Here is a 13,901-nt window from a genome sequence, read left to right as displayed (position 1 = left end):
CGACTTTTGCCGATGCACCCCTCGATCGGGGTGCCGGACCGTGTGATTATGAATCATGACCTACGACGATGTCGACGCCACCCACAATCCCGTGCACACTCTCACGGAAGAGGAATGCTGGAATGCCCTGCTTTCGGCGAGTCTGGGCCGCCTCGCGGTCGCCGTTGGCGGCGTTGCCGACATCTTTCCGGTGAATTTCGTCGCGGCCGATCGTCGGCTGCTGTTTCGCACGGCAGCCGGTACCAAGCTCCTGGAACTGACCGTGAACCACACGGTGGCCTTCGAAACGGATGGCGTGGGTCGCGACGAAGCGTGGAGCGTCGTCGTGCACGGAACGGCACGGGCGCTCGACTCCCAGCACGAGATTGACGCGGCCGCCGCCCTGCCGCTTCGGCCCCTGATTCCCACGGTCAAGCCGACCTTCGTCGAAATCATGCCAACAACGATCACCGGGCGACGGTTCACCCTCGGCCCGGAACCCACAACGGCGCTGATGTAGAGCCGGTGACCCGGCGCGCTACCGTTGAGGTGCGCCCGTTGTCATCCAACCAGGGCAAACAGGAGTGCCGTGCCCGCCATGCTCAACCTGACCGTGCACGTGAAGCCGGGCAGCCGCAAAGGCCCCCTCGTGGTCGACGATGCCGAAAGCACCCCAGAACACGCCTCCGTCACCGTCTTTCTGCAGCAGCGCGCGGTAGAGGGCGCGGCCAATGACGCCCTGGTCGCTCTGCTGGCCAAGCATTTCAAGGTGGCCAAGCGTGATGTGAGCATCATTCGCGGTCACACCTCCAAGATCAAGCATTTGCGCATCGACCGGTCGTAGTCGTAGCGCCCACCCGGCAGACGAAACGGGATGCGACTGCAGCAGCCGCTTCCCGTTTCGTTTAGTTTCGTTTCGTTTCGAGTGGCGCTTTAGCTGACGCCGAGCAGGTCAATCACGAAGATCAGGGTCTGGCCGGAGAGACGGTGGCCGGAGCCAGCCGGACCGTAGGCGAGATGCGGGGGCACAACGAGCTTGCGACGCCCGCCGACCTTCATGCCGGGGATGCCTTCCTGCCAGCCCGCGATGAGCGAGCGCAACGGAAAGTTGATCGACTGGCCTCGGTTCCAGGACGAATCAAACTCGTCGCCGGACTCAAACTCAACACCGAGGTAATGCACGTCGACGGTCGCGCCGGCAGCCGCCTCGGCGCCGTCTCCGACGACGATATCGGTGACCTCAAGTTGCTCGGGCGCAGCGCCCTCTGGAAAGTCGATTTCGGGCTTGGAATTCATATCAGTCATGCCCCCATCCAACCGGATTTTGGACCCGATTGCACACCGGCGAGATCCAAAAAAAATAATGCTTGCGTCCACGGCGCCGCGGGTGGACTCTAGTCGTACACCAACTCGTCGCATCGGGAGAGTCGTCGGCATTGCCACACCACCGAAGCGGCGAGTTTCTGTTGGTGCGGACTATTCGTTTTCAGCGCGGAGGCTGCTGCCCCAGCACCTCGGCCCGGTGGTTTATGAGCAAACCGAGCAGGAGTGCCTCGCGGGCGTGTAACGCGGGGGTTCCCTGGCCGCGAACGAGGCGGTCGCGAACAAAGGCGAGGCGGGTCGCATCCGCTATGAAATGGCGCATGGCGAGCTGGCGCGAGCGCGGTTGACGCGCGCCCCAGGCCAGAGCCTGACGTCGGCCGGCCCCGGTGCCGAGCATCGAAACCTCGTCCGCGGTGAACCAGCCGGCCTGCGAATATTCGTGCAGCCGTCGCAGGGTGATGCGCGCCTCCTGGCGGCGGAAAAATACCACGATGAGAATAGCGACGATGAACAGCGGCACCTGCACGACGACGTAGTAGATCAGAACGGATGCGTCACCGGCCAGCACGAAGGTGGCACCGTTCCAGAGCGCGTGCAGGCCGATTGCGGGCAGGAGGCCGAGCAGAAAGAATCCGAACGCCCCACTCTTCGAGGCGCCGCGCCGGGCGGCCAGGCCCAAGGCCAGTCCGGTGCAGATGGTGAAGGTGACGTGCGCGAACGGCGAAAAGACTCCGCGCAGCAAGAACGTGTCCCCCAGGTTCTGCGCGCCGCCATCGGCCATGGCCAGGCCAAAGTACTGAATATTCTCGGAGAAGGCAAAGCCAGCGGCGATGGTGGCGGCATACACGACGCCGTCGAGCGGACCGTCAAAATGCCGACGCACCGCCCAGAACAAGACCAGAACGCCGAACCCCTTGGCGATTTCCTCGACCAGGGGCGCCTGAATAACAGCGGATGCGAAATCGCTCCCGGCGAGTGCCCCCGAGCTCGCCGCAATCGTGATCTGCACCCCGAGGTCGAAGACGAGCGCGCTGGCGATGGAGATGCCAGCGCCCCAGAGTAAGGCGAAGATGAGGGCCGGGCGCGGCTCCGGGTTCCAGCGGTCAATCCAACGCACCGCCAGCAGCACGACCGCGAGCGGCAGCAACGCCAGGAGCAGTCCGAGCAGCAGCGCCCCGGTGCCGAGGAACGTGGTCAGATACAAAATGACGGCCAGCAGGGCCAGCCCGGCGAGCACGATTCCGACAACGCCGAGCACGATCGCGCCGGCACGCGAGGGTCGCACCGCCCGGTTCCAGACCGGTTGAACCGGGGCCGGGCTCGCCTGCACGGGAAGGTGTTCGGGGGACGGCTGGCCAGGCGGCTGGTCGAGACTCATTATTTGAGAATACCGGGACGACCCCGCCGGCGCTCAGGCATCGAACATGGTGCCGGCGTTGAGTATACCCAGCGGATCGAACACCGCCTTGAGCTGACGCTGCAGGTTTAGGCTGCGGTCCCCGATCTCATCGCGCAACCACCGGCGCTTGAGTACGCCGACACCGTGTTCGCCGGTGAGGGTGCCGCCCAACGCGAGCGCTGCCCGGAACATTTCGTCGGCCGCCGCCCAGATCTCTTCGGGCACCGGCGCATCCGCTGCCGCACCGGGTTGCCGCTCGATCACGAAGTTGGGGTGCAAGTTTCCGTCGCCGGCGTGGGCGACCGTGGGGATGGGAATCCCCGTGCGGGTACTGATATCGGCGATCGCGGCGAACATCTCGGCCATGCGCGAGCGCGGCACCGACACGTCTTCAATGAGAACCTGGCCCAGCTGCTCGAGGGCCGGGTGCATGGCGCGGCGGATGGCCAGCAGGCGTTCGCCGGAAGCGGCATCCGTTGAGAGGGTGGCCTCGCCGCCGGCTGCGCGCAACACGATGAGGGCGTGCTCGGCCTCGGCGAGCGCATCCGGCCCGTCGGTCTGCACGAGTAGAAATGCGCCGCGGCCCAGCGGCAACCCGGCCGACCCGTCCGGGCCCAGGTAGGTCGCGACGTGGGCGAGGGCGATCGGGTCGATCAGTTCCATCACGGCGGGACGGATGCGAGCGGCCGTGACGGCAGCGCTCGCTGCGGCCGCCGCGGTGACGGTCTCAAAGACCGCGCCAATCGTGGCGACCGTGCCAGCGGTCAGCGCGCGCACCCGCACCGTTGCCTCGACGATGACGCCGAGGGTTCCCTCCGAGCCGGTCAGAAGTGCGGTGAGGTCGTAGCCGGTGACGCCCTTAATGGTGCGGTGGCCGGTGCGCAGCAGGCTGCCGTCGGCGAGCACGACCACGAGGCCGAGCACGGCCTCCCGGGTGACGCCGTACTTGGCGCAGAGCAGCCCGCCGGCGTTCGTGGCAATGTTGCCGCCGACCGTGGAAATGGCCTTGCTCGCCGGATCGGGCGTGAACCAGAGCTGCTTTTCGGCCAGCACGTCATTGAGGTGCTGGTTGATCACACCCGCTTCAACGACGGCGAGTTCGTCGTCGGCATTGATTTCGAGGATGCGGTTCAGGCCGGCCACGCTCAGCACGATCGAGCCGTCAGTGCCGCAGGCTCCCCCGGACAGGCCGGTGCCGGCCCCGCGGGTCACCACCGGCACTCGAAACTCGGTTGCGATGCGCAGCACCGCCTGCACCTGGCCCACATCGGTCGCGCGCACGATGGCCAGCGGTGTGCCGTCGGCGACCCAGCCGGATTTGTCGGTGCGGCTGGCCGCAAGGTCAAGCGGGTCGATGCTGACGATGTCGCCAAGCTCGGTCTGGAGGCGCGTCAGTGCGTTCATCCGTTCAGCCTAGTGAGCGGCACGATGTCTGATTTTCGCTCCCGGTGCTCGTGCTGGCGTGGCGGGCTGAGGGGGTGAACCGCTCAGCTGCCGCCGCCGACCCGCCAATGCCCGACCGGGTCTTCGCCGAGCGCTGCGGGTGCTCGGCAGCCCGGACAATCTGCTGACCAGCGACCTGGCCCTGCGGCAGGGTGCCGGCCGGCTCGGCCTGCCAATCGAACCGCGCGCGCTCGCGGCCCGCGGCGCGGATTGGGCGCCGTAGCGCAGCTACGCGGGAATGCATCTTTGGCGGGCGGCCGGGGCAATACCTCCCATATCCCCCGTTTCCTCCAAGCGGATCGAATGAGGGTTGGCGCACCCCACAGGGCGGGCCGACGCCCGGGCCGCTAGCCTAGAAGAGTGAAATTTGCGCATCTCAGAGTTGACGGCCATTCCGTTCCCCGATTGGCCGTGGTCTTTGACGACGCGGCTCTGTTCCTCGACGACGTCATGGACGACGCGCCGCGCGACCTGCAAGACCTGCTGGAACGCGGCGATGCCGGCTACGAACACGTGCGGGCGATCAGCCTGGACGCTGTTTCAGGTGGGGCGGTACTAACCCAGGTCGACGAGCTGCGGCACTCCTCCGCCGTGCTGCGCCCGCCGCAGATTATCGCCATCGGCGCCAACTACGCCGCGCACTCCTCCGAGCTCAGCCTGCGCCTCGAAACCGCCGCGACCGTGTTTTCGCTCTGGCCCAACTCGCTCACCGGACACGGCTCGACCATCACCTGGCCGCGCGACCTGACCAAACAGGTCGACTACGAGGCGGAACTCGGCGTGATCATCGGCCGTCCGGCCCGCAACGTGACGGTCGCCAACGCCCTCGACTACGTCTTCGGTTACACCGTCGTGAACGACATCACCGCGCGCGACCTGCAATTCTCCGAAGCGCAGTGGTCGCGCTGCAAGTCATTCGACGGCTTCACCCCGACCGGCCCGCTCGTCGTCACCGCCGACGAGATCGGTGACCCGCAGGACCTGTGGCTGACCACCCACGTCGACGGGCGCATCCTGCAGGATGCCTCGAGCGGCGACATGGTGCGCACCGTCGCCGAGATCATTTCCTACCTGTCGAAGACGTCGACCCTGCTGCCGGGCACGCTCATCTCCACCGGGAGCCCGGGCGGCGCCGNGATCATTTCCTACCTGTCGAAGACGTCGACCCTGCTGCCGGGCACGCTCATCTCCACCGGGAGCCCGGGCGGCGCCGGGTACAGCCGCAAGCCTCCCATCTTTCTGCGCGACGGCTCGACGGTGACCATTTCGATCGACAAAATCGGCATGCTCACGACGCACTGCCGCGAGATTTAGCCGAGCGGCGGCATCCGCTCGAGAAAGCGGATGCCGCCGCTCGGTACACCGACCGGTCAGGGGCGTGGCGCGTCACGACCGTCGCTGGCGAGGAGGTCGTCTTCGACGGTGCCGCCGTAGCCTTCCTGCTGCGGGTCGCGGTGCAACCCGCCGGACACCGCGTATTCCTCTTCGGGTGAGAGCACGAGGCGCTTGCGCCCCCACAGTGCAAAGGCCGCGAGCATGACGACATAGACCACGGCGATGGCCACGATCGCCGGCCGAGCCGGTTCATTGATGAAGAACCCGAAGAAGATGGCCAATGAGAGGATGCCGGCGATGACCGCTCCGGGGACACCCCACGGACTGCGGTACGGTCGGCTCGCATTGGGGAACTTCTTGCGCAACAGAACGAACGACACCATCTGCAGCACGTAGGCGATCACGGCGCCCCAAACGGCGATGTTCAGCACGATGGCCCCCGCGACGCCGCCGGAGCCGCCCAGCGCGTCGACCAGCACGAGTGCCACGAAGCCGATGATCGCACCGACCAGCAGGGCGATGGCCGGGGTTTGGCGTTTTCCGGTCAGCGAGAGGAACTTCGGATAGTAGCCCGCTCGGGAGAGCGAATACATATTGCGTCCGTAGGCGAACATGATCCCCTGCAGCGAGGCCAGCAACCCGATCAGCGCGAACAGTGCCAGCACGGCCGCCACGCCGTCACCGACGATCGCCCGGAACCCGTCGAGCAACGGCTCGCCCGAACCGGCAATTTCCGACGCACCAACCACTCCCGTGTTCAGGAACAGCACGAGCAACCCGGTCACGATCAGGGTCGAGCGAGCGATGAATCCGGCCCGGGGAATATCCCGCACCGGATTGTGCGATTCTTCGGCGGCCAACGGCAGTTCCTCGATGCCGAGGAAGAACCACATGGCATAGGGCAGGGCGAACAGGATGGGGATGATGCCGTGCGGCAGGAACGCGCTCTGGCCGGCATCCGGCACGATATTGAACAGGTTGTCCCAGCTGAACAGGCCGGAGAGGGCTGCCATGGCCGAGAACACCAGCAGGATGGCGATCGAAATGATCGCGACCACGATGGCGAATTTGAACGAGATCGCAGCCCCGGCAGCGTTCAGTGCGATGAACGCGGCGTAGAGCAGCATCCACCAGAGCCAGGGCGGCAGTGAGACGCCGAGCAGTTCCGTGGTGATGAAGTCGGCGTAGGAGGCCGAGAAGTAGACGATGACGGCGGTGGTCGCGACGTACTCGATTGTTTCCGCGAGTCCCGTGACGAATCCGCCCCAGGGCCCCATCGCCGCTCTGGCGAAGGAGTAGGCGCCGCCGGTGTGCGGCATGGCTGCCGCCATCTCGCCGATGCTGAAAATCATGCCGTAATACATGACGATGAGAAGCAGGAAGGCGATGAGCATCCCGCCGAAACCGGCAAATCCGATGCCGAAGTTCCAGCCGGAGAAGTCGCCGGAGATAACGGCGGCCACCGCCAATCCCCACAGGCCCCAAATGCCAGCAGTGCGTTTGAGCTTGCGTTTCTCGAAGTATCCGACCTTCGCGGTGGTGTATTTAACGCCCGAAACTTTCAAGGTGTCTTTGGACATCAGTATTCCTTTGCGCTCGTTGCGCACCCGGTCGGTAAACAGACGCAAAACACCTTCGGCCGGTGAGCACTAGTTCAGTGAGATTGGCACGATGGTATGGCCTCGAATGGTGCGGTGTATATACCTTTGAGTAAATGAAATCTGCTCAGTGTAGGCAAATTGGCCTTCCCTGTACGGCTGGGTCTGTGGTCTAATGGTTGAAAATCGCACGATTGCCGGCTTTGACCGACTCGTTTCGTTTGACCGGCTCCGAGGAGAAGCTCAATGACCACCCGTACCGGAAACCTGACCCTGGACGAGCTGACCGCGCGGGTTGCGCTCGGCGAGATCGATACGGTGATCGTCGCGTTCACCGACATGCAGGGGCGGCTGGTGGGCAAGCGTCTCTCAGCACGGCTGTTCCTGGAGGATGCCGCGGCGCACGGTGCTGAGTGTTGCAACTATCTGCTCGCCGTCGACGTGGAGATGAACACGGTCGAGGGTTACGCCATGTCGAGCTGGGGCCGCGGCTACGGCGATATGGCGATGCGGCCCGACCTTGACACCCTCCGTCTGGCTCCGTGGCTGCCCGGAACCGCCCTGGTCACCGCCGACCTGTACTGGCCGGACAACACCCCCGTGGTCGCCTCGCCGCGGCAGATTCTGCGCCGGCAGCTCGACCGACTGGCCGCACACGGCCTCTTCCCCTTTTGCGCGACCGAGCTGGAATTCATCGTGTTCGACGATGGCTACCGCGATGCCTGGCAGAAGGGCTATCGAGGTCTGACCCCGGCCAGCGATTACAACATCGACTACTCGCTGCAGGCATCCGCTCGAATGGAGCCGTTGCTGCGGGAGATCCGTCTGGCCATGGACGGCGCCGGAATGTATTGCGAGGGCGTCAAGGGTGAGTGCAACCTCGGTCAGCAGGAGATCGGGTTTCGCTACGCCACGGCCCTGGCCACCTGCGACAACCACTCCATTTATAAGAGCGGTGCCAAAGAGATCGCCGACGCCCAGGGCAAGAGCATCACCTTCATGGCCAAGTACAACGAGCGCGAAGGCAACAGCTGCCATATCCATATCAGTCTGCAGCGCCCCGGCGGCGAATCAGCGTTCTATCAAGCGGATGCCGAGAACGGCATGTCGCCCGTGTTCCGACAGTTTGTGGCCGGACAGCTCGCGGTGATGCGCGAACTCACCCTCTTTTCTGCCCCCAATATCAACTCCTATAAGCGCTACGTGCCCGGTAGTTTCGCCCCGACCGCGCTCGGCTGGGGCTTCGACAACCGCACCTGTGCCCTGCGCGTGGTCGGGTATGGCCCAGGTATCCGGGTGGAGAACCGGGTGCCCGGCGGCGACGTCAACCAGTATCTCGCCGTCGCCGCCCTGATCGCGGCCGGTCTCTACGGCATCGAGCACGAGCTCGAACTGGAGCCGGCCTTCGAAGGCAACGCCTACACCAGCGACCTTCCACGGGTGCCCTCGACCCTGCGCGAAGCGGCCGACCTGTTCACCGGGTCGACTATCGCCCGGGAGGCCTTCGGCGACGAGGTCGTCGAGCACTACGCCAACAACGCCCGCATCGAGGTGACGGCCTTCGACGCCGCCGTGACCGATTGGGAGCGGGTGCGCGGCTTTGAACGCCTCTGAAACTCCCGGACCGATCATCGGTCTGACCACCTATCTGGAACAGGCCCAGACCGGGGTGTGGGACGTGCCGGCCGCGATCCTGCCGCGGGTGTACTTCGATGCGGTCACGCGGGCCGGCGGGATCGCCGTACTGCTGCCGCCGCAGCCGGTGAATGCCGCCGTCGCCCGGCGGGTGCTCGACGGGCTCGACGGGCTGATCATCACCGGCGGCAAAGACGTCGACCCGGCCCGGTACGGGCAGGCGCCGCACGCACAGACCGACGAACCCCGGCCCGACCGCGACACCTGGGAAGATCTGCTGCTGCACGAGGCCATCGCCCGAAAACTTCCGTTTCTGGGCATCTGTCGCGGCGCCCAAATGCTCAACGTCGCCCTCGGCGGCAGCCTGCACCAGCATCTGCCCGATCTGGTCGGCGACACCAGCTACCAGGCGGGCGGCGGCGTGTTCAACGTCGTCGACGTCGTGATCGAACCGCACACGACCCTCAGCACACTGCTCGATGGCCAGACCCTGCTGCCGGCGGTGCCGGTGTATCACCACCAGTCCATCGACCGGGTCGCCGACGGCCTCACGGTGACGGCGAAAACGGATGCCGGCATCGTGCAGGCGATCGAACTGCCGACGGTTCCGTTCGGGGTGGCCGTGCAGTGGCATCCGGAGCAGTCGCCCGATGACCTGCGCCTGTTCAGCGGGCTCATTGCAGCCGCCACCGAATACCGGGCGGCCCACATTGAAGGAGCAACCCCGTGAGCAGTTACACCATCGTCAATCCGGCCGACGAGTCGACCGCCGAGACCATCGAGCACGTCGGTGTGGACGAAACCGACGAGGCCGTCGCCCGGGCGGTCGCGGCCCAGAAGCTGTGGGCGGCCGTGGCTCCGGCAGACAAGGCCCGAATGCTGCGCCGATTCGCCGCCGCTGTCGACGGCGACCGAGAGAACCTGGCCGGCCTCGAGGTGCGCAACTCGGGGCATCCGATCACGCAGGCTCGTTGGGAGGCCGGGCACGTGCGCGACGTGCTCGAGTATTATTCGGCGGCACCCGAGCGCCTGTTCGGTCAGCAGATTCCGGTCTCCGGCGGCGTAAACCTCACCTTTCACGAGCCGCTCGGCGTGGTGGGAGTGATCACGCCGTGGAACTTTCCGATGACGATCGGTGCCTGGGGTTTCGCGCCGGCCCTCGCGGCCGGCAACGCCGTGCTGCTGAAACCGGCCGAGTGGACCCCGCTCTCCAGCCTGCGGCTCGGTGAACTGGCCCTCGAAGCCGGACTGCCCGATGGGCTGTTCCAGGTGCTGCCCGGGCGCGGTTCCGTCGTCGGAAACCGCTTCGTCACCCACCCCGACGTACGCAAAATCGTCTTCACCGGGTCGACCGCAGTCGGCAAGCAGATCATGGCCGGCTGCGCGGATCAGGTGAAACGCGTCACCCTGGAACTCGGCGGTAAGAGCGCCAACATCGTCTTCGCCGACGCCGACCTCGAACGGGCCGCCGCGAGCGCGCCATCCGGCGTGTTCGAGAACGCCGGCCAGGATTGCTGCGCCCGCAGCCGCATCCTGGTGCAGGCGAGCCAGTTCGACCGCTTCCTGGAGCTGCTCGAACCGGCCGTTGCCGCGGTCGTGGTCGGCGACCCGACCGACCCGGCCACCGAAATGGGACCGCTCGTGTCCCGCCAGCATCACGCCGCGGTGTCCGCCTATCTGCCAGTGGATGCTCCGGTGGCGTTTCGCGGCCACGCCCCGACCGGCCCCGGATTCTGGGTCGCACCAACCGTGCTCACCCCGGCAAGCCGCACCGATCGCTGTGTCACCGACGAGATCTTCGGCCCGGTCGTGGTGGTGCTGCCCTTCGATGACGAAGCCGACGCGGTGCGACAGGCCAACGACACCCAGTACGGGCTGTCCGGCTCGATCTGGACCCGCGATGTCGGCCGGGCACTTCGCGTGGCGCGCGGTGTCGAATCCGGCAATCTGTCGGTCAACTCGCACTCCTCGGTGCGCTACTCGACCCCGTTTGGCGGGTTCAAGCAGTCGGGGCTCGGACGTGAGCTGGGGCCGGATGCCCCGCTGAACTTCACCGATACCAAGAACGTTTTCATCGCGGTCGACTAGCGCAGCACCCGCGCGAAGCATCCGCTTGTCTGAGATTGAAGGAGAAAATCGTGAGCAGCATCGCTCGAATAGACCTGACCCAGCGTCTGGCCGGCAAGGTCGCCGTCATCACCGGCGGAGCCAGCGGTATCGGGCTGGCCACGGCGAAACGGTTTGCCGCCGAGGGGGCGACGGTCGTGATCGGCGACCTCGACGAAACCGCCGGGCAGGCGGCCGCCGCGCTGGTTGGCGGACTGTTCGTGAAGGTCAACGTCACCGATCAGGAGGAGGTGAACCACCTGTTCGACACCGCCTTCGACACCTACGGCTCGGTCGATGTGGCGTTCAACAACGCCGGCATTTCCCCGCCCAACGACGATTCCATTGAAACAACCGAGCTGCCGGCCTGGCAGAACGTGCAGGACGTCAACCTCAAGTCGGTGTATCTGTGCTGCCGGGCGGCGCTTCGCCACATGGTCAGGCAGGGCAGCGGATCGATCATCAACACGGCGAGTTTCGTCGCGGTGCTGGGTTCGGCGACGAGCCAGATCTCCTACACCGCCTCGAAGGGCGGGGTGCTCGCGATGAGCCGTGAACTCGGCGTGCAGTTCGCCCGCCAGGGCATTCGGGTGAACGCGCTCTGCCCCGGCCCGGTGAACACTCCGCTGTTGCAGGAGTTGTTCGCGAAAGACCCGGCACGTGCCGCAAGGCGGCTCGTGCATATTCCGGTCGGCCGGTTCGCCGAGCCCGAGGAACTCGCGGCAGCGGTGGCCTTTCTGGCAAGCGATGATTCTTCGTTCATGACCGGCTCGACCTTTCTGGTCGACGGCGGTATCAGCTCGGCCTACGTCACCCCAGAATAATGGCCGACCCGCCCGCCGTCAGTGGCCTCGACAGTGGTCTGCTGCTGCGCCCGGTCCCGGGCGGCAACGCCTTCGAGGAGACCGTGCAGCGGCTGCTGCAGACGGTGCGACTGGGGTTGGTCGCGCCCGGGGAACGGTTGCCGGCCGAACGGGATTTGGCCGCGCAGTTGAACGTCAGCCGGGACACGCTGCGCGACGCGATCGCCTCCCTCGCCGAGGCTGGCTATCTGGTGTCCCGGCGTGGACGCTACGGCGGCACCTTCGTCACCGCGGTGATTCCCGCTTCGCCCGGCCCCGACGGTGCCGCGCCGGCGCCCGGTTCCGCCGAAATCGACGATGTGCTGACGCTGCGCGACATTCTCGAGGTCGGCGCCGCCCGGGCCGCCGCCAGCCGGGTGCTGCCGGCGGCGGAGCGCGAGCTGCTCTGGGCCAGCCTCGGTGCGGTGCGGGAGGCCAGCGCCGAGGACTACCGAAGGCTCGATGCTCGCTTGCACCTTTATATCGGGGAGTTGGCCGGTTCGCCGTCGCTCGTGCCGCTGCTGGCCGACGTGCGGATGCGGGTCAACGATCTGCTCGACGCCATCCCGTTGCTGAGCCCGAATATCGCCCACTCCGACGCGCAGCACGAACAGATTGTGCTGGCGATCCTGTCCGGTCGGGCAGGTGCCGCCGCCCAGGCGATGCGTGAGCATTTAGCCGGGACAGCGCTGCTGCTGCGCGGCTTTCTCGAGTAGCCGCGCCGCGGCATCCGCTTGTCGGATAACTCAGCCGATGAGCAGCTCGACCGGGCCGCGCACGAAGTAGAGCACGAAGCCGACGGCGACGACCCAGAGCAGCGGGCTGATCTCACGCGCCTTGCCGGACAGGCTGCGCACGAGCACCCAGCTGATGAAGCCGGCGCCGATGCCGTTGGCGATCGAGTAGGTCAGCGGCATCACGATGATGGTGAGGAAGATCGGCAGGGTGCTGGAGAATTCGGTGAAGTCGAGGTGCCGAATCTGCGACACCATGAGCGCTCCGACGATGACGAGGGCGGCTGCGGCCACCTCGAGTGGCACGATCTGGGTCAGCGGCGTGAAGAACATGGCGGCCAGAAAGAGGATGCCGGTGATCACGTTGGCGACGCCGGTGCGGGCTCCCTCGCCGATGCCGGCACCGGACTCGATGAAGACGGTGTTCGAGGAGGCGCTCGACGCACCGCCGGCGACGGCCCCGATACCCTCGACGATCAGGGCGGATTTCAGCCGCGGAAACTTGCCGTCCTTGTCGGCGAGGCCGGCTTCACTGGCCAGGCCGGTCATTGTGCCCATGGCGTCGAAGAAGTTCGTGAAGACCAGGGTGAAGACCAGCATCACGGCGGCGAGCATGCCGATGCGTTCGAACGCGCCGAAGGAGACCTCGCCGATCAGGCCGAGGTCGGGCACGGCGACGACGCTCGTCGGCAGCACCGGGGCGTTGAGGTTCCAGCCGGCCGGGTTCGTACCGAACGAAGGCCCGACCTTGAAGATGGCTTCCAGGATGACGGCGACGATGGTGGTCGCGACGATGCCGATCAGCAGGGCGGCCTTGACCTTACGGGCCAGCAGCACGCCCATGATGATCAGTCCGATTACGAACACCGCGGTCGGCAGGGTGGCGATCGAGCCGGCATCGCCGAGCTGCACCGGCGGCGAGTTGGCGCCGCTGGCGCGCACGAAACCGGAGTCGACCAGTCCGATGAACGCGATAAACAGGCCGATACCGACCGTGATGGCGATTTTCAGAGGGCGCGGGATGGCGTTGAAGATGAGTTCACGCAGGCCGGTGGAGGCGAGCAGCACGATAATGAGGCCGTTGATGACGACGAGGCCCATCGCTTCGGCCCAGGTGACCTGGCCGACGACGCTCACGGCGAGGAAGGAGTTGATGCCGAGGCCGGCAGCGAAGCCGTACGGCAGGCGGGCAATGACGCCGAACAGGATGGTCATGACGCCGGCGGTCAGCGCGGTGACGGCGGCGACCTGCTCGTTTGGCAGCCAGCCACCCTCGACGTCGACGGCGGCCTGGTCGGCGCTGAACCCGCCGAGAATCAGTGGGTTCAGAATGACGATGTAGGCCATCGTGACGAAGGTGACGACTCCCCCGCGGAATTCGCGGGACCAGGTGGAGCCGCGGCTGGTGATCTCAAAATAGGAGTCGACGCGGGCCTTGAGGCTACGCGATGCCGGCTGCGGCGAGGCAGCTTGAGTGGGTGATTCAGTGCTGCTAATGGTGTGCTCC

13 protein-coding genes are annotated in these 13,901 nt (G+C 66.1%); 8 read left to right on the top strand and 5 right to left on the bottom strand.

Annotated features, from left to right (window positions below; translation table 11 throughout):
• The first annotated feature begins 55 nt into the window (after positions 1–55).
• Together E3O45_RS15865 and E3O45_RS15860 are read left to right on the top strand one after the other, a co-directional pair.
• Positions 56–499, top strand: a complete 444-nt coding sequence (locus E3O45_RS15865; RefSeq protein ID WP_134444387.1) for a pyridoxamine 5'-phosphate oxidase family protein — start codon at positions 56–58, stop codon at positions 497–499.
• A 78-nt stretch (positions 500–577) separates the two neighbouring features.
• The gene (locus tag E3O45_RS15860) at positions 578–823 is read left to right on the top strand and encodes a DUF167 domain-containing protein (protein ID WP_092449986.1); all 246 of its coding nucleotides are present in this window, start codon (positions 578–580) and stop codon (positions 821–823) included.
• Positions 824–912: 89 nt separating this feature from the next.
• Here E3O45_RS15860 and E3O45_RS15855 read toward each other — a convergent pair whose 3' ends face one another.
• From E3O45_RS15855 to E3O45_RS15845, 3 genes are all read right to left on the bottom strand, one after another.
• Positions 913–1,284, bottom strand: coding sequence for an FKBP-type peptidyl-prolyl cis-trans isomerase (locus tag E3O45_RS15855; protein ID WP_198414357.1), 372 nt, complete (start codon positions 1,282–1,284; stop codon positions 913–915).
• A 181-nt stretch (positions 1,285–1,465) separates the two neighbouring features.
• Positions 1,466–2,680, bottom strand: coding sequence for a PrsW family intramembrane metalloprotease (locus E3O45_RS15850; RefSeq protein WP_134444385.1), 1,215 nt, complete (start codon positions 2,678–2,680; stop codon positions 1,466–1,468).
• 33 nt (positions 2,681–2,713) lie between these two features.
• A complete protein-coding gene (locus E3O45_RS15845) occupies positions 2,714–4,105 on the bottom strand; it encodes an FAD-binding oxidoreductase (RefSeq protein ID WP_134444383.1) in 1,392 nt (463 codons plus the stop codon).
• 399 nt (positions 4,106–4,504) lie between these two features.
• Here E3O45_RS15845 and E3O45_RS15840 point away from each other — a divergent pair, with 399 nt between their 5' ends.
• The gene (locus tag E3O45_RS15840) at positions 4,505–5,458 is read left to right on the top strand and encodes a fumarylacetoacetate hydrolase family protein (protein ID WP_241985404.1); all 954 of its coding nucleotides are present in this window, start codon (positions 4,505–4,507) and stop codon (positions 5,456–5,458) included.
• Between the two features lie 56 nt (positions 5,459–5,514).
• Here the strand turns inward: E3O45_RS15840 and E3O45_RS15835 are convergent, their stop codons facing one another.
• Complete coding sequence (locus E3O45_RS15835) at positions 5,515–7,059, bottom strand: amino acid permease (RefSeq protein WP_134444381.1); 1,545 nt, start codon at positions 7,057–7,059, stop codon at positions 5,515–5,517.
• Between the two features lie 264 nt (positions 7,060–7,323).
• Here E3O45_RS15835 and E3O45_RS15830 point away from each other — a divergent pair, with 264 nt between their 5' ends.
• The 5 genes from E3O45_RS15830 to E3O45_RS15810 all read left to right on the top strand — a co-directional run bounded on the left by E3O45_RS15830 (position 7,324) and on the right by E3O45_RS15810 (position 12,376).
• Complete coding sequence (locus E3O45_RS15830; RefSeq protein WP_134444379.1) at positions 7,324–8,691, top strand: glutamine synthetase family protein; 1,368 nt, start codon at positions 7,324–7,326, stop codon at positions 8,689–8,691.
• Entirely contained in the window at positions 8,678–9,442 is a 765-nt protein-coding gene (locus E3O45_RS15825) for a gamma-glutamyl-gamma-aminobutyrate hydrolase family protein (RefSeq protein WP_134444378.1), read from the top strand. Before E3O45_RS15830 ends, E3O45_RS15825 begins: the two co-directional genes overlap by 14 nt.
• An 11-nt stretch (positions 9,443–9,453) precedes the next feature.
• Positions 9,454–10,800, top strand: a complete 1,347-nt coding sequence (locus E3O45_RS15820; protein ID WP_370450393.1) for an aldehyde dehydrogenase — start codon at positions 9,454–9,456, stop codon at positions 10,798–10,800.
• Positions 10,801–10,874: 74 nt separating this feature from the next.
• Positions 10,875–11,642 (top strand): 3-oxoacyl-ACP reductase, encoded by a 768-nt coding sequence (locus E3O45_RS15815; protein WP_304466174.1) that lies wholly within the window; start codon positions 10,875–10,877, stop codon positions 11,640–11,642.
• A complete protein-coding gene (locus tag E3O45_RS15810) occupies positions 11,642–12,376 on the top strand; it encodes a FadR/GntR family transcriptional regulator (protein ID WP_104132381.1) in 735 nt (244 codons plus the stop codon). The genes E3O45_RS15815 and E3O45_RS15810 overlap by 1 nt, the downstream gene beginning before the upstream one ends.
• A gap of 30 nt (positions 12,377–12,406) precedes the next feature.
• Here E3O45_RS15810 and E3O45_RS15805 read toward each other — a convergent pair whose 3' ends face one another.
• Positions 12,407–13,891 (bottom strand): NCS2 family permease, encoded by a 1,485-nt coding sequence (locus E3O45_RS15805; RefSeq protein ID WP_092450004.1) that lies wholly within the window; start codon positions 13,889–13,891, stop codon positions 12,407–12,409.
• Between the last annotated feature and the right edge of the window lie 10 nt (positions 13,892–13,901).

The sequence above is a fragment of the Cryobacterium sp. TMS1-20-1 genome (assembly GCF_004402355.1).
In the GTDB taxonomy this organism is placed as follows: Bacteria; Actinomycetota; Actinomycetes; order Actinomycetales; family Microbacteriaceae; genus Cryobacterium; species Cryobacterium levicorallinum.
Note: the sequence above shows the minus strand (reverse complement) of the source record. Positions and strands in the feature narration are given on the sequence as shown.

Coding starts and splice junctions, on each gene's coding strand:
- E3O45_RS15865 (WP_134444387.1), top strand. CDS start 56: ATGACCTACGACGATGTCGACGCCACCCACAATCCCGTGCACACTCTC.
- E3O45_RS15860 (WP_092449986.1), top strand. CDS start 578: ATGCTCAACCTGACCGTGCACGTGAAGCCGGGCAGCCGCAAAGGCCCC.
- E3O45_RS15855 (WP_198414357.1), bottom strand. CDS start 1,284: ATGACTGATATGAATTCCAAGCCCGAAATCGACTTTCCAGAGGGCGCT.
- E3O45_RS15850 (WP_134444385.1), bottom strand. CDS start 2,680: ATGAGTCTCGACCAGCCGCCTGGCCAGCCGTCCCCCGAACACCTTCCC.
- E3O45_RS15845 (WP_134444383.1), bottom strand. CDS start 4,105: ATGAACGCACTGACGCGCCTCCAGACCGAGCTTGGCGACATCGTCAGC.
- E3O45_RS15835 (WP_134444381.1), bottom strand. CDS start 7,059: ATGTCCAAAGACACCTTGAAAGTTTCGGGCGTTAAATACACCACCGCG.
- E3O45_RS15830 (WP_134444379.1), top strand. CDS start 7,324: ATGACCACCCGTACCGGAAACCTGACCCTGGACGAGCTGACCGCGCGG.
- E3O45_RS15810 (WP_104132381.1), top strand. CDS start 11,642: ATGGCCGACCCGCCCGCCGTCAGTGGCCTCGACAGTGGTCTGCTGCTG.